We start from the raw sequence: 18,184 nt of genomic DNA, 5'->3' as shown, positions 1-18,184 counted from the left end.
ATGTCGTGCGGCGGCACCATCGCGCTGGCGCGGCCGGGGATGGGTTATGAGGTTCGCGTCAACTGGCTGACCGGAGGCGTCGAGATTGTCCAGAAAAAGCTGCTCTAACGGCGTTGCAGGATTCACCCTGATCGAGGCTCTCGTTGCCCTGGCGATCGTCGCCGCGGTGCTGGGGTCGATCGGTACGGTGATCGCAACAACCGTGAAGGGAACGCGCGGAATCGACCAGCGCCTGGCATTGGGTGGAACCGCCGAGACGCTGCTCGCGGCGCTGCCGTCGCGCACGCTGCTGAAACCCGGGCGCCAGTCCGGCGAACTGGCCGGCCATCGCTGGCGCATCGATGTCTCACCGATGAACGTCGCAGTGGCAACCGATGCGCCGCAGACCGGCCGCTTCGTGCCGCTCGCCGTCGCCGTTCGGCTGCAGTCGCCCGGCGGACCGGCGATGCAGGTCACCACGGTGCGTCTTGTGCCAAGGACCACCGAGTGAGCGGGCGGGCGCGACGTGCGGCGGCTGGTGAAGCGGGCTTCACGCTGATCGAAGTGCTGATGGCCACGCTGCTGATGACCGTGATCCTGGGCGCGCTGGCGACGGTGACGGCGCAGTGGCTGCCGAACTGGAACAGGGGCATGGCGCGCGTGCAGCGCGCCGAGCGGCTGGCCATCGGCCTCGAACGCATCGCCGCGGATTTTGCGGTCGCGGAGATGATGCCGATCAATGGCGACGCCAAGGCGCCGTTGTTCGAGGGTGCCGAGTTGTCGGTCACCTTCGTGCGCACCGCCGTCGGTCCCAACACGCGCCCGGGCCTCGAAATCATCCGGCTGATCGAGAAGGCCGACGACCAGGGTTTGGCGCTGGTGCGCGAGCGCGCGCCGTTCGTGCCGATGCCGGCCGATGCGCAGATCAGGTTCGCCGATCAGGTCGTGCTGATCCGCAGCCCGTTTCGCGTGTCGTTTTCCTATGCCGGGTCCGATCAGGTCTGGCAAAAAGAGTGGCGCGGGCAAAGGCAGCTTCCGAACATGATCCGCATCAATGTCCGCGATGTTGCGACCGGACAGGTGCTTTCGGTCTCCAGCGCCGCGGTCGTACACGTCGACGCGCCGGCCGAATGCGCGCGGGCGAAGAGCGCCGTGCAATGCCTGACGGCGCGGCTGAAGCCGGACGCTGACAAGGATAAAAAAGAGGAGCAGCTCTGATGCTGCTGCCGAGATACGATCGAACCAGCCGCGGCTTCATCGTCGTCGCCGTGCTCTGGATTCTCGCGGCATTGTCGGCGCTGGTGCTGATCTATCTGACCTTCGTCACCAACACCGCGGTGGTGGTGGCCGCAAGCACCGACCGGATTCAAGCTGACGCGCTGGTGACCGCCGGGGTCGAACTCGCCGCATATCAACTCACCGCGGTCGGGGCGGAGGCTCGCCCCAGCAGCGGAACGTTCAATGCCAGGATGGGCGCGGCGCGGGTTACCGTCACGTTCCGGTCGGAGGCGGCGCGCATCGATCTCAATGCCGCGCCGAAGGGGTTGCTGGCCGGTCTCATCATCGGGCTCGGCAGCGCGCCGGCCAATGCCGCCAATTATGCCGATCGCATTCTGGCCTGGCGCGCGCCTTCGGAAGCCGGCGAGGACGATTCGGAAACCTCGTCCTATCGTACAGCGGGAATCGCCTACGCGCCGCGCCATGCTCCGTTTCCAGCAGCCGAGGAATTGTGGCTGGTGCGCGGCATCCCGCCTGCGGTCGTCGAGCGGATGCTTCCCTTCGTCACCGCGTTCAGCAATATGGCTTCGATCAATATCCAGGACGCTGCACCGCAAGTAGTGGCGGCGTTGCCGGGCATGACGCCGGAACGCCTGCAGGCGGTGTTGTCGCAGCGCAGCGATCCGCGGTCCGACCCGCGCTCCCTGGTGGGACTGGTCGGCGGGGAGGGGGCCACGCTTGCGGCATCCAGGGCCTATCGGATGACGGTCGGAATCGATTTCGATAGCGGCCGCCGGACCGCCGCGGAGGTGGTAATCCTGCTTCTTGAAGAGGGCGATGAGCCTTATCGTGTATTGTCGTGGCGCAACGCCTCCGATGGGGCTACGGCGCCGCAAAGGGCCGCTTTACGATGAAGTTCCTGCAAACGATCGGTACGTTCTTCCGCGGCTGGACCGACAGCGTCGCCGCGTTAATGATCGCCGCGTTCGATCGGGTGTCGTCGCCGCGCGTCATCAGGCTGATCGAACAGGACAATGGCGGCTTCGCGGTGGAGGCGGCCAGCAAATCCGAAAACTTGCCGGCGCGTATTGCGTTCGCCGATGGCAGCCTGTCCGCGCCCAATCTGGCGGCGATGTTCCGGGGGAGCCGGGTCGAGATCGTGCTTCAGCCCAAACGTTTCCTGTTCCGTCCGCTCGAACTGCCGGCACGCGCTGCGGATTTCCTTGACGGCATCGTCCGCGCGCAGATCGACCGCCTGACCCCGTGGAGCGCCAGCGAGGCGGTATTCGGCTGCAGTCCTCCGATCGAGAGCGGATCCGAGAGCATCACCACGGTGATCGCGGCAACGACCCGCAAGGTGGCGATGACCTACGTTCAGGCGGTTTTGATATTTCACCCCGCCGCCGTTGCCGTCTGCACCGATGTCGCCGAGCGCAACGCGGGACGGGTCAAGGTATTCGAGCAAAAGGCCCGCGGCCACCTCGACGCAGCACGTTTGAGTCGCGCGCTGCTGGCGGGCCTCGGTGCAACGGCGGTTGGCACGCTGCTTGCGGTGATCGCGGCGACCTACGTCGCCGACAGTCTCGGCGCGCAGGAAGACGAATTGGCGCGGCAGATTTCGCAGCGCCGCGCCGCCATCCGCGCCAGCAGCGATGGTGGCGACCGCTCGCCGATCGCGGCGCTGGAGCGCCGCAAATACGAAACGCCGGCAAGCGTCATCGTGCTCGATGCGCTGACGCGAGTGCTTCCCGACCATACCTACGTCACCGAGTTGCATCTGGCCGGCAACAAGCTGCAGATCGTCGGCATCACCCGCGACGCGCCGTCGCTGATTCCGCTGATCGAACAGTCGCAGCATTTTACCCGCGCCACGTTCTACGCGCCGACGACGCGCTCGTCTTCCGATCCGGGCGAGCGCTTTCATATCGAAGCGCGGATCGAACCGAAGAACACGGCCGTCCCATGAGCACCGCCCAGGCCATCACCCGCACGCTGACGCGCTCGCCGCTGATCGCGGTGGTGCTCTATGTCGTCGTGATCGGCGGCTTGCTCGCGATGGCCGGCATGGCGGTCGCGAACATCCTCGATCACCAGCGCGCGCTGGCGCAAACCTCCGACTTGCTGGACCAGCTCCAGGGCCGGAGGGCGCGCGGCGCCGGTACCTCGCCGCTGGCCCCTCCGGGAACGCCGTTCCTGGAAGGACCGACGGTGACGGTGGCCGGCGCCACGCTGCTGCAACGGGTCGCCGCAGCCGTCGGCAATGTCGGCGGCACCATCCAGTCATCCCAGGTCGACGTGCTGGGCACCCAGGCCAAGGACGGTTTTGTCGGCCTGCTGGTGAGTTGCGAGATGGAGCAGCCTGCGCTGCAAAAACTGCTCTACGATCTGGAGGTCGGCATGCCGTTCCTGTTCGTCGACCAACTCGATGTCCAGGTGCCGCAAACCACCGCGGCGAACGAAGGCGGAGTTGGAAAAATCCGAGTAGTTCTAGGGGTTTCCGGCCAATGGCAGGGCAGCAAGTAAATATGGCGAAATTGCCCCGGGTTCGCCTCAAGCCGGCCGCAAGCCGTTCGGCGAACCCTCGTAACGCATCTTAAGCTTTGGAAATCACCACGTATATCTGGCGACGCCCTTGCCGGCATAGCTGGTGACATTGCCGGAGAACTCGCCTTCGAAGGTGGCTGCGAGCGAGAAGCCGCTCAACCATTTCATCTCGGCGCCGGCGCTGACCAGCGCGCCATCGGGATTGGCGCGCGCGCCGTTCACCACGAAGGCTGCGCCGGGAAGAGTCTGGAATACCGCCGTCACCGCGCGGTCGTTGTTGTAGTCGTGCGCCCAGGCCGCGCGGCCGCGCAGCGTGAAGATGCCGTCCTGCACCGCGAATGATTTGTCGCCGCGAAGTCCAAGTTCGGTGCGGGTCGCGGCGGTGGTCTGTGCGCCGTAATTGAGCGCGAAGGTGCCTATGCCGGCCAGCACCTGTTCGGCATAGGCCGGAAGGTTGAAGCTGACCGCTTGCGCCGCGACATAGGGCGTGATGCCGGCGAGCGGCGTTGCGAAGCGATAGCCGCCCTCGAACCGCGCCGAGAAGGTCTCGGCCTTGAAGCGGGCCTGCAACACATCGGCGCCGGCGATGGTCACGGTGCGGTTGGTGGTGACGTCCTGCCAGCCATAGGCCAGCGCGCCTGAAAGGTAGGCCGCGCCGATGTTCTGCCGTCCGAACACGCCGGCCTGGAACAAATCCGAGTTGCCGCTGCCCAGCGCACTGGCAATCGAGAAATTGGTGCCGCCGCCTGCCAGCGCAAAACCGATCAGTGCGTCCGGAGAGACCTTGTAATCCGCGCCGCCGACCACGCCGTAGGCGCGCGCCGTGGTGTCGTGCGAGCCGACGGTCGTATTGCCGTCGGTAGTGGCCGACCCGCCATAGGCCGCACCCCACACGCTCCAGCGATTGACCGGCTGCGGCGCGAGATAGGGCGCCTTGGTCGCCAGGGCATAGGCCGCGCGCTCGGCGGACGAGGCCTTGCGGTTGGCCGCGTAGGCTAGCGCCTCATCGTCGGCCGCGAACTGCGACGCCACGGGGCTCGACACAAAACCGCCGGTGCGGCCGGCCACCGACGGATCGAGCAGCAGATTGAGGAACATGTCGTTGGCCTTGATCGACGACGCGATGACGCCCGTGCCAAGCTCGCCCGACGCCTGCGTCAGTCCCGCGGGTGTCAGTGCGCCGAACGCCAGAGGAATGCCGCCAGTGCTGTTGAAGAAATTGACCAGGGTGTTGGCGACGTTCTGCTGATTGACGTTGAGGCCGCTGCCGAAGTTCGGCGCCGGGTTGGGGACGAAGTTCAGCGTCAGATTGATGTAGGCGTTGTTGGCGTCGCAGCTCAGGCTCGATGTGAAGTTCGCCGGCACGTTGGTGTTGACCAGGGGGCCGAACGTACCGCTGATGCCGCCGGCCGCGGTGAGGATGGCGTATTTCTTGGAGACGTAATTGCCGGCGAGATAGACCGCCGCTGCGCTGCCGTTGAGCGACGCGGTCCCGCCGACGCTGGCGAATGACGCCGTCGCCGGATTGAGCGCAACCAGATACATCGCGCCGGATTGGAAGGCGAGATTGCCGGCCACCGTCATCGATGAACCCGGCGTGCCATTGCCCGGCGCAAATATGCCGCCGGAAACCGTCAGGTTCGTAACCGTGCCCGAACCTGCGAACGTGCCGCCGCTTACGTTGGCCCCGCCGTTGAGCGCGCCGTTGTTCACCGTGGTTCCGGCGGTGTTGGTGAGCAGGCCGGACACCGTCGCGCCGGCGTTGTTGTTGAAGGCACCGGCATTCGACACTGTACCCGTCCAGGTCAGGTTGTTGCTGATCGTGCCGGCGTTCGAGGCGACGTTGCCGGTCCAGACGCCGCTGTTGGTGATAGCGTTGGTGTTGCCGAGGACGTTGCCGGTCCAGGTGCCGGTGGCGGCGTTGCTAATGTTGCCAGCGTTGGTGTTGGTGGCGACGTTGGCGATGTAAGCGCCGTTGTTGACGACGGTACTCGCGTTGTTGAGATCGTCCTTCACCGTGCCGCCGGCGGCAACCGTGATGCTGCCGCCGGCGTTGTTGGTCACGCCGCCTGTAGTTGCATCGAGCGTGGCGCCGTTCGCCACCGTCAGCGCGCCGCTGTTGGTGAGCAAACCTTGCAGAGTATAGGTCGCGGCGCCGATCGCCAGCGTAGCGCCCGCGGCGTTGGTGAAGGTGCTGTTGCTGGTCAGCGTGCCGGTCGTGGTGAAGATGCCGGCATTATTGGCGATGGCGCCATTCACGATACCCGCCGCGTTGACCGTGGCGCTATTGGTCAGGCCGCCATTGAGGACACTGGTCGCGGTATTGGTGTTCAGCGTACCGCCACGGATCGTTGCCCCGCCGTTGATGGTGCCGCTGTTGGTCGTCGTCCCTGCAATATTGGACAAACCACCATTCAGCGCACCGCTGTTGGTTGTCGTGCCCGCGTTGGTCACGAGGCCGGACACTGTTCCAGCGGCGTTGTTGTTGAAAATTGCCAAGCTGCCCTGCACCGTCCCGATGTTCGAAATGGTGCCGTTCCAGATCAGGTTATTGTTGATGGTGCCGTCATTCGATTGAGCGTTGCCGTTCCAGACTCCGTTGTTGGTCGTGTGACTGAGGCCGAGGTTGGCGGTCAGATTGCCATTCCAGATGCCGGTCGCATTATTGACGATGCCACCCGCGCCGCCAATCGTCACATCTGCGTTATAAGTGCCGTCGTTGCTGACTTGTCCGTTGTTGGTCAAGGCGCCGTTGATGGTGCCCTTGTTGGTGATCCCGCTCCCGAGTTGACCGTTGGTAATTCCCGCCGCCGTCGCCGTCAGGGTTGCGCCGGCAGCCACATTGACCACGCCGAAGTTGGTCACCGCTCCCGTCACCGTATAGGTGCCGACGTTGACGTTCAGAGTTCCGTTGCTTCCGTTTCTGAGCGTAGCGTCGCTCGACAGATCGCCGATCACGTTAAGGATGTTGGTGTTGTTCTGGATCGGGCCGTTGATCTGGCCCTGCGCATTCACCGTTGCGGCGTTGATCAGCCCGCCGGCGATAACGCTGGTTGCAGTAGTATTCAGCGTGCCGGCCCCGCTGTTGGAAACGCCGCCGTTGATCGTGCCGCTGTTTGTCGTCGTCCCGCCAACGTTGGTAACACCATTGGTAATCGTGCCGGTATTGCTTGCCGTTCCGTTACTGAACAGGTTTCCCGTCACCGTCCCGGCATTGCTGAAGGTGGCGGTGTTGTTGACATTGGAGGTGATGCTGCCGCCGGCGGCGATGTTCAGCGTGCCGCCCGAGATCGTGGTCCCGCCGGTATAGGTGTTCGTGCCCGACAATGTCTCGGTGCCGGCCGCCAGCGTGAAGCCGCCGGTGCCGCCGATGACGCCCGCGAAATTGCCCGACGCAGTGGTCAGCGTCAGCGTCTTGGTACCCAGCGCGACGCTGCCGGAGCCCGACAGCGACTTGATTGAGGTACCGGCGCCGGCAACGCTGGAAATATCGAGCGTGCCGTTGGCCAGTACGCCGCTCGAGCTGGCGATGCTGCCGGCACCGCTCAACGTCAGTGTTCCGGCGGCGATGGTGGTCAAGTCGCCATAGCCGTTGACGCCGGACAGGGTCTCGGTACCGCTCTGCAGGGTCACGCCGCCGGTGCCGCCGATGGCGCCGGCGAAATTACCGGACGCATTGGTCAAGGTCAGGATCTTGGCGCCAAGCGCGACGCTGCCGGATCCGGACAGGGTTTGGATCGAGGTGCCGGCGCCCGAGAGGCCTGATATGTCGAATGCGCCGTTGGCGACGACGCCACTCGAATTCGCGATGCTGCCGGCGCCGGCCAGCGCCAGGGTGCCGGCCGTGATCGTGGTTGCTCCGGTGTAGCCATTGACGCCGGACAGGGTTTGCGTTCCCGCGGCAAGCGTAAGGCCGCCGCTGCCGCCGATGGAGCCTGCGAAATTGCCCGCGGCATTTGACAGCGTCAGCGTCTTGGCTCCGAGCGCGACGCTGCCGGAGCCTGAAAGCGACTTGACCGACGTACCGGCGCCGGCAACGCCGGAAATATCGAACACGCTGTTGGCAACGACGCCACTCGAATTCGCGATGCTGCCCGCTCCGGTCAGGGCCAGCGTACCGGCCGAGATGGTGGTGAGGCCGCTGTAAGTCTCGAGCGCGGTCAGTGTGGTGGTGCCGACGCCGATCTGGTTGAACGCACCGGTGCCCGAGATCACGCCACCGAAAATGAATGCAACGGAGTGGTTGATCGCGAAAGTGCCGTTATTGATGACATCGCCAACAATCGACCCGCCCGCGCCGCCATTGCCGAGCTGCAGCGTGCCGCCGGATATCGTCGTGCCCCCGGTATAGGTATTCGCGGCGGCAAGGATCAGCGTGCCGCCGCCGACCTTGGCCAGGCTTTGCGAGCTGCCATTGACGATCGGCGCGTTGATGGTCGCGACAACGGCATTGTCGGTGTTGATGGTGCCGGTGCCGGACAGGCCGGCGAGTTGAAGCTGGCCGCCTGCGCCGGCATCGAGCACATAACCCGTCGTGCTGAACTGTAGCGTGTCGAATGCCTGGGCGCCCGCGACCGTGACGGTTCCTGCCGTACCCGTGAACACGCCGACCGAACTGCGCCACTGATCGTTGGTGGCGGCCTGCCCGGGCGCGCCGGTCCAGTTGGTATTGGTCGCGTTCCAGGTTCCGGTGCCGCCATTCACCACACCATTGCCGGTCTGGTCGGCGCCATCCCAGAACTGGAGGCGCTGGCCCGCCGCTGCGATCGAGAGGTTGACCTGGTTCGCAACGTTGGTCAGCACCACCGGAGTGCCGTTGCTGCTGCCGGTGATGGTATCGAAGTTGCTCGGCGTCAGCGTTCCGTAGTTGAACAGCCGGTAATAGCCGGCCGATGGTGCGTTGACCGACAAGGTGCCGCCCAGCGTCAGATTGCCGGTGACGTTGACGAGATCGTCGGTCGCGCCGCCAACCACACCGGCCGAACCCAGTTCGAAGACCGACGTCGAGCCGGCATCGAGGTTCAGTGCTCCGAGCGTGATCGTTCCCGGGCTTTGCCCTGCCGACAAGGTGCCGCCGGACTGAACGGTTACCAGACCGCCGACCGAGCCGATGCCTGACAGCGTAGCGCCGGACTGCACGGTAACGGGGCTTGCGACCGATCCGTTTACGCGCAGGTTGCCGTCGGCAACCGTTGTGGCACCGGTATAGCCGTTGGCGCCCGACAAGATGAACAGGCCGCTACCCTGCTTGACCAGACCGCCACCGCCGCTGATCACGCCCGCGAAGGCGCCGGCTGCATTGGTCAGGGTCAGCGTGTTGTTTCCGAGCGCGACGGTGCCGGCGCTGCCGCCCGACAGGGTTGTAATCGAGGTGCCGGCCGATAGCCCGGAAATATCGAACTTGGCGTTCGCCACCACGCCGCTCGAAGCGGCGATGCCGGCGCTGCCGGTTAATGCCAGTACGCCGGCGCTGATCGTGGTCGAACCCTGGTAGGTTTGAACGGCGGTCAGTGTCGTGGTGCCGGCGCCGAGTTGCTGGAATGCGCCGGTACCCGAGATCACGCCACCGAACGCAAAAGCGTCGGAATGATTGATCGCAAAAGTGCCGTTGTTGAGAACGTTGCCGGGAATCGAGCTAGTCGTGCCGCCATTGCCGAGCTGTAGCGTGCCGGCGTTAATTGTCGTGCCCCCGGTGTAGGTATTGTTGGCCGTCAGGATGGTGGTGCCGGTGCCATTCTGGACCAGGCTTCCGGCACTGGCGGGGCCGTCGCCGCTGAAATCGCTGATCACGCCGGCGAACGTGATGGTATTCGAGCGGTTGAACACCAGCGTGCCGCCATTCAAGGCGTCGCCAACGATCGAGCCCGTCGCTCCGCCATTGCCAATCTGCAGCGTCGTGGAAGCCATGATCGGGGTGCCATTGCCGTAGGTATTGTCACCGGACAGAATCATCGTTCCGCCGCCGGTGACGCTCACCGTCCCCGCCCCACTTATAACTCCAGAGAACTCGGAGCTGGTTGCGGGGTCCACAACAAGCGACAGATTGGTATTCCCAAACGTGCCAGTCACGACCGAACCAGCGCCGCCGAGGTTATGAATTGCGGCGCTGAAATCGTTGAGATCCAGCGTCGCCCCGGCGTTCACCGCGGTTGACTGGATCGTGCCCAGCGCGCTGCCCAACTGGAAGGATCCCGCCCGCAACGTGCCGCCGCCGACCACGATGGACGCGCTGCTGCTTGCACTGATGCCCGTTGGGTCGACCAAAACCGTTCCCGTATCAGTCGAGTTGCCAAATGTCGTCACCGAATCCAGGTCAGAATTGAGAAATATGCCGCCGGTCAGGGTGAGAGTGGTGCCGGCAGCGGCCGAGAGCGAGCCATTATTGAACGTGATGTCGTTGCCGAGCGTGCCGTTCACACTGGAACGCAATGCTCCCGCGCTGTTTACCGTGATGGTGCCGCTGCTGAGGGCGTCGATGGTGCCGCCGCTTGCATGCGCAGCCTCCAGCGTGCCGCTGTTGATTACGGTGCCCCCGGTATAGGTGTTGGCGGCTGAGAGGGTGGTAGCGAGACCGTCCTGCGTTACTGCCCCGCCGGTCAGGTTGGCCGAGATAAAGCCGCCCGCCAGCGTGTAGGCCGTGCTGTTGAGGGCGCCGTTCACGATCGAGCCACCGAACGTCGACAGCTCGCCGGTGACCTGGGTCGTGCCGCCGAGATCAAGAGTACCGGCCAGCACTTGCAACTGCGCGGTGGTGGCCCCCAGCGTGCCAGCCCCGGCGATCAGCAACGTGCCACCATTCACGACTGTGGAGCCCGTATAAGTATTGACTCCGCTCAAGGTCAGCGTGCCGGTGCCCTCTTTGAATAGGGAGCCACCCGATGTTCCAGAGGCGGCGCTGCATTCGTTTCCAGTCGGGCCGCACGCGCTGATCACGCCGCTGACGGTCGTCGTATCTCCATTGCCGCCGACATGCACGATGTTGTTGCCGAGGAAGTATCGACCGGAACCGGCGATAGAGCCGGCGGTAATGATGTTGAATCCGTCGAATCCGGCCGTATTGGAGAAGTCGACGATGCCGCTGCCATTGGTGGCGAATCGGGCGTTGCCGCCGTCGCTGTTGGCGGAGAATTGCGTGAGGCTGCCGGCGTTGGTGGTGATGGTCGAGCTGCCGGCGTTGCTGGAATCGGTGAATGACAAGAGGCCACCGCTGTTGGTGATGGTGGCCGTGCCGGCGGTGCTGAAGCCGGTAAAAGTCGTCGAGCCCGGCGTGTTGTTGATGATGGCGTTGCCCGCCGTCGCGGTATTATCGAATTGCAGCAGTCCGAAAGCATTGATCGTCGGTGCATTTGACGAGTTGTTGACGATGCCGTTCGCGGTGAACTCCAGGAAATGGCCACTCAGGCCGAACGTGTAGGCTGGTGCGCCCGCGTTGAACTGGAAGGTATCGACCGTCGTGCCGGTGGAAAACGTCAGCGATGTCGTGCCGGATGCGCCGAACGACGCGGTGCCGGACGGGCCGATCGGAGCCGCCATGGGTGTCCAGTTGGCGGGCGTGTTGTAGTCGCTCGACCCCGGGGCGAAATTCCAGGTTGCGTCCTGGGCCTGCGCCGATGACGAAACGATGCCAATGGCGACCAAAAACAGGGCTGTTTGCCAGGGAAATGTGTGTATCGCCGAACGGTTGCTTTCAGACAACCTCTGCAACTCGGTCATTTCGTCCAAACCCACCCCAGCCCATGGTGGCTGTTCCGCATTATCCCGGTGGCGATATCTCACGGCTGGGGAAGGCGTTGCAAAGCAACTTGCCACTTTAACGCGAGGTCTGGGAGAAGCTTGCTCGTATTGCGAGCGGCCGTGTCCCAGCCGCAACACCTTCAATCCGTTGAGGTTGCAGAACAAATCCGGCGTAAGCTTCGACGTGTCGGCGTGCGGCGGGTTGGCGCGGCAGGCAGCTGCTCTGATTCGTGCGTTGATGGCGGCGGCCGTTGCGGCTAGGCTCAGAGCCGTTCGGGTGTCGGCGCTTGCTGCCTGCGCCGGCTACAGGAAGAAAATGGTCGAGGTGCCCAAGATTATCGGTTTGGCTCTGCTTTCCAGCCTGATCCTGACGGCCGGCCGGGTACCCGTGTCCCTTGCGGCGACGTCGGCAACGCTGGATATCCTGCCGAACGAGGTTACCGGGGCTCCCGAGCGGGTAGAAGTCGGCAACCTCAAACCGCTGGCGGGACAGAAACGGGATACCGGCAAGCTTCCGGTTAGCGGCAACCCGCTATGGTCGGTGCCGCTCTCGGTGCTGACGGCCACGCAGGAGCGCCCGATTTTCTCGGCCTCCCGGCGTCCGCCGCCGCGCGCGGTGGCCGGGCCGCGCATCGAGCCGGTAATTGTGCCCGTCGCCAGCAAGCCGGCCGAGCCGGAGCGACCGGCCCTTGCGCTGATCGGAGCGGTAGTCGGCGACAGCGACGCCATAGCTGTTTTTATTGATCGCACCAACCAGAAGATCGTTCGCTTGCGGACGGGGGACACTCACGCGGGTTGGGTGCTGAGTTCTGTCCTGCGACGCGAAGTAACCCTGAAAAAAGACGAGCAGACCGAAGTCCTCGAGCTTCAGCCTCAGGACGGTCCGGGCTCTCCCGGAATGCCGGGTGCGCCCCCACCTATGCCAGCGGCTATCGGCGCGCTCGACGGCAATTATGCTCCCTTCGTTCCCCGTTCCACGCCGAAGAACGGCGAATCGGACGGGCTCTAAACAGCCGTTCCAAACAGTTATTTTTTGACGGCCGTGCCCAAAACCTCACACACCCGCTGCTGCTGAGCTTCGCTTAGGCCCATCCACATCGGCAGTCTGATCAAACGCTGCGACAATGAGGTCGTCAGCGAAAGATCGCCATGCGCGCGCCCGAAGCGCAGGCCTGCCGGGGATGAATGCAACGGCACGTAATGAAACACCGCGCCTATGTTGTTCCGCTTGAATGCATCGAGAACTTTTTGACGATCGATGTCGGGCGCCAGAACGATGTAATACAGATGCCCGTTATGCTGGCAATCGGCGGGCACGATCGGACGCCGAAGCAAACCTTGCCGCTCGAACGGGGCGAGCATTTCGTGGTAGCGCTGCCAGGTCGCGATCCGCGCGTCGGTAATTTGTTGCGCCTTTTGCAGTTGAGCCCACAGGAATGCCGCGGTGGATTCACCCGGCAGGAACGACGAGCCGACATCCTGCCAGGTGTATTTATCGACTTCGCCGCGAAAGAAGCTGCCGCGATCGGTTCCCTTCTCGCGAATGATCTCGGCCCGCGGAACCAGATCGGGATCGCTGACAAGAAGGCTGCCGCCTTCGCCGGAAATGATGTTCTTGGTTTCGTGGAAACTGAACGCACCGAGGTCGCCAATTGCGCCCAGCGCGCGGCCTTTGTAGCCCGCCATGATTCCCTGCGCCGCGTCCTCGACAATCCACAGATCGTGGCGCCGGGCGATCGCAACAATGGAATCCATCTCGCAGGAAACGCCGGCGTAGTGCACCGGCACGATCGCCCGCGTGCGCGGCGTGATCGCGGCCTCGATCAGCCGCTCATCCAGATTGAGGGTGTCTTCACGGATATCGACAAACACCGGAACCGCGCCACGCAACACGAAGGCGTTCGCCGTCGACACGAACGTGTAGGACGGCAGGATAACCTCGTCGCCGCTTTCGATGTCGAGCAGCAGCGCGGCCAAATCCAGTGCCGACGTGCAGGAGTGCGTCAGCAGCGCCCTGGCGCAGCCGGTTCGCTCCTCGATCCATCGATGGCAGCGCTTCGTAAAGGCGCCGTCGCCGGAAAGATGGCGATTGCGTTGCGCCTCGGCCGCGTAGACGAGTTCGTCGCCGGTCGAGTAAGGCCAGTTGAACGGTATCGGTTCGGTCGTCACTTTTCCAACTCTATGGCTTTTCAAATGGCCGTCGATACAAACTGGCGGTTTTTGCTGCGTGAATCAACGGTGGCCTATCGCGACCCGCCGTCAAGCCCGTCCCGCGCCGCTGAACTATCGACAACCCCGCATTTGGCTGGTAGCCGCTTGGGGTGCACGAGGGATTTCGACCTTGACCTTTGTCCGGTTGATGCGCGCGTCGATGCGGTGGTGCCGATGACGGTTTCGGGCCCAAGCCGCGCGCGACGACTGTTCGCCGGGTGGTCCGCGAATCTTGTGCAGATGATTTTGGGGATCACGCAGCAAGTCGCTCTGGTTCCTGTGTTTCTGCATTTCTGGACCAGCGACGTGCTGGCGGCCTGGCTTGCCATTTACGCCGCGGGAAATCTCGTCCTTATCGCTGATGCAGGTCTGCAGTTTCGCGCCATCAACCGGTTTCTCGGGTTCAAATCGAGCGTCGACTGCGACGGCCGTACCGCCCGGTTTTATGCCGCGATGCTGCGGGTCTATTTCGGGCTGGTCGGACTGCTCGTCGTGTTGTTGCTGACAGCGGCGCAGTTTCTGCCCGCGTCCGCCGCATTGGGATTTGAGGCGACCTCGCATTTCGATGCGGCCTTCATGGTCATGACCATTGGCATCGTGTTGACCCTGCCGAACAATCTCACCTCGGCACTCTATCGGGCGCGCGGCTTGTATGGCCGTGCGGTGAAGATTCAAAGCGCGGCCATGCTGGCCTCGCAGCTCGGTCAGCTGGCTGCGGTGGTCGCCACCGGAAGCCTGCTGGCGGTAACCATTGCCTATGTGGCGACTCAACTGGCTGTTTCGGCGTATTTTCTCGTGATTGATGCGCCACGGCTGTTTCCGTTCTTGCGCGGCGCGCGGGCCAGGCAGTCCTGGTCCTGGGTGATCGGCCAGTTTCGCATCGCCGCACCCTTTGTCGTCGGAAACGCAACGGAACTGGCGCTGCTCAACCTGCCGGTGCTGCTGGTCAGCGCCTTCGTGTCCGACCGCGTGGCCGTGGCGCAATGGGGTCTCACCCGCGTCGTCGCTGGCCTGTTGCGGGCGCTATGCGTTCAGACCACGCTTCCTTTGGCTGCCGAGCTTGGCCACGACTACGCCGTCGGCCTGAAGGAGCGGCTGCGCAACCTCTATGCGCGCGGGTCGGCATTTCTGGCCGTGCTGACCAGTCTGGTGGTTTCCGCGCTGTTGGCATTCTGGCCGGATTTCTTTGCGCTCTGGACCCACGGCGCCATTCCCTACGATCCGTTGCTTACGGTTACGCTGCTGATCGGCACCAGCGTGATCGCGCCGTCAATTCTGGCTCTCGGTTATGCCAATTACAGCAATCGTGGAAAACTGGTGGCGCGGACCAAGGGACTGCAGCTTGCGGTTTTCCTGATACTGTCGGTTGTGCTGATCCGGCCGATGGGACCGCTGGGTGCCGCAGTCGCCATCGTCGCGAGCGATTTGCTGGTGCAGTTCGGACTGCTGGGGGTCATCATTATCAGGCAGACGCTTCACCAGCCGCTGCGCCACATCGTTTTTCTGGCTGCGGTCATGGCCGTCGTGACGTTCGGCGGATGGGGTTTGGGAACGGTTATCCGGTCGTTGGCGCCTGGGGAGGGACTGCCGCGGTTTGTGCTGGAATGCGCGCTCTGGCTGATGATTGCAGCTGTCGTTGCGAGCCCGCTGCTGAGAAGAGATTTGCGCGAGCGGCTGATTGCGGCGGTCCCGCGCTAACGCACGCGCGTCGGGGCTTGCCTCCCGTCAAAATGGATGGCATTTCCTCTGCCTCGTCAAGCGAGAGTATTTTTCCGCACTCTGAAAGACGCTGATAAATGAACCGGCGTATCCCGCTGAACGACCTCGTCCGGCAGAACCGGCTGATTCACGAGGAGCTTGTGCGTTCAGCAAACCGAGTGATGGATCGGGGCTGGTACGTGCTTGGATCGGAAGGCGCGGATTTCGAAAAGGCGTTCGCGGCCTATTGCGGCGTGCCGCACGCGGTCGGCGTGGCAAACGGAACCGACGGGATCGAACTCGCGTTGCGCGCGGTCGGGGTTGAGGAGGGCCACAGCGTCGCAACCGTGGCGAATGCCGGTTTCTACGCCAGCACGTCGATCCATGCTATCGGCGCGCGCCCGCTCTATGTGGACGTTGTTCCAGATACCTACTTGATGAGCATCGCTTCGCTGAAGCGGGAACTCGCGCGAAACGCCGTACGGGCCGTCATCGTGACGCATCTGTACGGCCGTCTCGCCGACATCGAGGCGATCACCGCCATCTGCGCGCCGCTCGGGATTCCCGTTATCGAGGACTGCGCCCAGGCTCACGGCGCCACCCGGAACGGAAGGGCTGCGGGCAGCTTCGGCGCGGCCGGCTGCTTCAGCTTTTATCCGACGAAGAATCTCGGCGCGCTCGGCGATGGCGGAGCGGTGATGACAAGCGATGCCGGGATAGCCGAAAGCGTTCGCATGCTGCGTCAATACGGATGGAGCAAGAAGTATCAAGTCAGCCGTGCAGGCGGGCGAAACAGCCGGCTCGACGAACTCCAGGCGGCGCTTCTGTTGGCTAAACTTCCGCATCTTGATCGCTGGAACGAAGATCGGCGTACCATCGCGCGCAGGTACTCGAATGGAATCAAGCATGCGCGGGTCAAATGCCCGCAAGATTTCGGCGCCGACAACGCGGTCCATCTCTTCGTCATACGTTGCGAAGATCGCGACGGATTGCGCCGGCATTTGGAGGCGCACGGGATCGACTCGGACATTCACTATCCGATACCGGACCATCGGCAGCCGGCCTACACCGGTTGCAGCTTCGCTGAGCTGCCGGAAACCGAACGTCTGGCCGGGGAAATTGTTACCCTTCCATGTTTTTCCGAAATGGAAGAAGAGGAAATCAGCGGGGTCATCGACGCTGTAAACGCCTGGTAGCGAATGTACTCGGCTATCCATCTCGTTTATCGTGCCGACGCCGTTGAATTGCCGGTGCAGTTTCAGACGCCGGACGCGCAGGGTGAATATGCCAGAGCAAAATCCGATCAGGGTAGAGTCGGGGCCCGGTGAAACCAAGGTTTGCACCACGCCCACCGGCGTGCGGGGAGTCGATATCTATCAGTTTCCCTGGGTCAAAGACCCCCGTGGCGATCTAACGGTCGGGCAATTCGAAAATGGATTTCCATTTCGCCCGAAGCGTTATTTCATCATTTCAGGCGTCCCCTCCGGCGAGATCCGCGGCGAGCACGCCCACAAGCAGTGTCACCAGTTTCTGATCTGTGCCTATGGTCATTGCAGCGTCACGGTCGACGATGGAGCAAGCCGCCTTGAAGTCGTGTTGGACAAGCCAAGCATGGGACTCTACGTTCCTCCCATGATCTGGGGCAGGCAATGGCAATACAGCGCCGACGCGGCATTGCTGGTGTTTGCCTCGGAACTTTATGATCCGGACGACTACATCCGCGAATACGGCGCCTTTCTCGAAGCTGCCGGCGCTGCTGCGTGACAATGGCCGATCGCGTCTATTGCACCTACTTCGATCACAACTACCTGTCGCGTGGGCTTGCGCTCCATCATTCGCTGCAGCGCCACGCGCCGGGATCGCGCCTATGGGTGCTTTGCCTGAGCGAGGTGTGTCACCAGGCCCTCGCGGCGCTCGATCTGCCGGACGTCGTTCCGGTTCGGCTTGCGGATTTTGAAGCGGCCGATCCGGAGGTCGCCGCGACCCGGGCCAGCCGCAGCATCATCGAATACTACTTCACCTGCACGCCGGCCTGGATGCGTTTCGTGCTGGGGCGGGAAGCCGAAGCCGAGTGGGTGACCTATCTCGACGGCGATTTGTTTTTCTTTGCGCCGCCCGGGGTCATCTACGCGGAATTGCACGATGCCGCGGTCGCGATCATTCCGCATCGCTACACCGCCAGTCTTGCGAGGCTGCGAAAGTTTGGAACCTACAACGTCGGATGGGTAGGGGCCCGCAACGATCCGGATGGCATCACCGTCATTGAATGGTGGCGGGAGAAGTGCATCGAGTGGTGTCATGACGTCGTCGAGGGTGATCGCTTTGCCGACCAGGGCTACCTCGATTCGTTCCCGCGGCTGTTTTCGCGCGTGAAAATCATCGAGAACATCGGGGCAAATCTTGCGCCCTGGAATATCGGCAATTACCGGGTCGACTTTCGCGGCAACCGGGTGCTGATCGATGCGGTTCATCCGCTGGTATTTTTCCACTTTCAGGGTCTGCGAAAAGGACTGCGCTGGTTTATTTTCAACAGCCACCGTGTCTACCGCGCGCCTTTTTCCGGCGACGTGCGCGATCACATTTACAAGCCCTATGTCGACGAGTTGCTCGCGATCGAGCAAGCGGTCGATCCGATCTTGCAGGCCTCCGTGGCAAAGCCGCATCGCCGATCGGCGATCCTCGATGTCGGGCAATACCTCAAAAGCAAGGTGCGAAATGCCGGCGGTCGGGCATTCCAGTTGCTGGACATCGTCACCGGGCGGGCATTTTTTGTGTTTCGCGGCAGGGCGTATTAGCCTGC

12 protein-coding genes and 1 pseudogene are annotated in these 18,184 nt (G+C 63.4%); 11 read left to right on the top strand and 2 right to left on the bottom strand.

Features of this window, described 5'->3' with window-relative positions:
• The 6 genes and pseudogenes from VGP39_RS17825 to gspM all read left to right on the top strand — a co-directional run.
• Positions 1–108, top strand: a pseudogene (locus VGP39_RS17825) (type II secretion system protein GspH); the annotation flags it as partial.
• A complete protein-coding gene (locus VGP39_RS17820; protein ID WP_327569420.1) occupies positions 86–490 on the top strand; it encodes a prepilin-type N-terminal cleavage/methylation domain-containing protein in 405 nt (134 codons plus the stop codon). The pseudogene VGP39_RS17825 and the gene VGP39_RS17820, both read left to right, overlap by 23 nt.
• Positions 487–1,197 (top strand): hypothetical protein, encoded by a 711-nt coding sequence (locus VGP39_RS17815; RefSeq protein ID WP_327569419.1) that lies wholly within the window; start codon positions 487–489, stop codon positions 1,195–1,197. The genes VGP39_RS17820 and VGP39_RS17815 overlap by 4 nt, the downstream gene beginning before the upstream one ends.
• The gene (locus tag VGP39_RS17810; RefSeq protein ID WP_327569418.1) at positions 1,197–2,111 is read left to right on the top strand and encodes a type II secretory protein PulK; all 915 of its coding nucleotides are present in this window, start codon (positions 1,197–1,199) and stop codon (positions 2,109–2,111) included. The genes VGP39_RS17815 and VGP39_RS17810 overlap by 1 nt, the downstream gene beginning before the upstream one ends.
• Positions 2,108–3,163, top strand: a complete 1,056-nt coding sequence (locus tag VGP39_RS17805) for a PilN domain-containing protein (protein WP_327569417.1) — start codon at positions 2,108–2,110, stop codon at positions 3,161–3,163. Before VGP39_RS17810 ends, VGP39_RS17805 begins: the two co-directional genes overlap by 4 nt.
• A complete protein-coding gene (gene gspM, locus VGP39_RS17800) occupies positions 3,160–3,720 on the top strand; it encodes a type II secretion system protein GspM (protein ID WP_327569416.1) in 561 nt (186 codons plus the stop codon). The genes VGP39_RS17805 and gspM overlap by 4 nt, the downstream gene beginning before the upstream one ends.
• A gap of 84 nt (positions 3,721–3,804) precedes the next feature.
• Here gspM and VGP39_RS17795 read toward each other — a convergent pair whose 3' ends face one another.
• Positions 3,805–11,379 (bottom strand): autotransporter-associated beta strand repeat-containing protein, encoded by a 7,575-nt coding sequence (locus VGP39_RS17795; protein WP_327569415.1) that lies wholly within the window; start codon positions 11,377–11,379, stop codon positions 3,805–3,807.
• On the opposite strand from VGP39_RS17795, the gene VGP39_RS17790 reads away from it, so the two are divergent.
• Positions 11,369–12,484, top strand: a complete 1,116-nt coding sequence (locus VGP39_RS17790; RefSeq protein WP_327569414.1) for a hypothetical protein — start codon at positions 11,369–11,371, stop codon at positions 12,482–12,484. The two genes, VGP39_RS17795 and VGP39_RS17790, sit on opposite strands and share 11 nt — an antisense overlap.
• A gap of 17 nt (positions 12,485–12,501) precedes the next feature.
• On the opposite strand, the gene rffA is transcribed toward VGP39_RS17790, so the two are convergent.
• Positions 12,502–13,644 carry a dTDP-4-amino-4,6-dideoxygalactose transaminase gene (gene rffA / locus VGP39_RS17785; protein WP_327569413.1) on the bottom strand — a complete coding sequence of 381 codons (1,143 nt, stop codon included), beginning with the start codon at positions 13,642–13,644 and terminating at the stop codon, positions 12,502–12,504.
• Between the two features lie 282 nt (positions 13,645–13,926).
• Here rffA and VGP39_RS17780 point away from each other — a divergent pair, with 282 nt between their 5' ends.
• From VGP39_RS17780 to VGP39_RS17765, 4 genes are all read left to right on the top strand, one after another.
• Positions 13,927–15,384 carry a hypothetical protein gene (locus VGP39_RS17780; protein ID WP_327569412.1) on the top strand — a complete coding sequence of 486 codons (1,458 nt, stop codon included), beginning with the start codon at positions 13,927–13,929 and terminating at the stop codon, positions 15,382–15,384.
• Positions 15,385–15,482: 98 nt separating this feature from the next.
• Positions 15,483–16,580, top strand: a complete 1,098-nt coding sequence (locus tag VGP39_RS17775; protein WP_327569411.1) for a DegT/DnrJ/EryC1/StrS family aminotransferase — start codon at positions 15,483–15,485, stop codon at positions 16,578–16,580.
• Between the two features lie 88 nt (positions 16,581–16,668).
• Entirely contained in the window at positions 16,669–17,148 is a 480-nt protein-coding gene (locus tag VGP39_RS17770; RefSeq protein WP_327569422.1) for an FdtA/QdtA family cupin domain-containing protein, read from the top strand.
• Entirely contained in the window at positions 17,145–18,179 is a 1,035-nt protein-coding gene (locus VGP39_RS17765; protein WP_327569410.1) for a hypothetical protein, read from the top strand. Before VGP39_RS17770 ends, VGP39_RS17765 begins: the two co-directional genes overlap by 4 nt.
• Positions 18,180–18,184 lie beyond the last annotated feature (5 nt).

The organism is Bradyrhizobium sp., from assembly GCF_036009065.1.
GTDB lineage: Bacteria > Pseudomonadota > Alphaproteobacteria > Rhizobiales > Xanthobacteraceae > Bradyrhizobium.
Note: the sequence above shows the minus strand (reverse complement) of the source record. Positions and strands in the feature narration are given on the sequence as shown.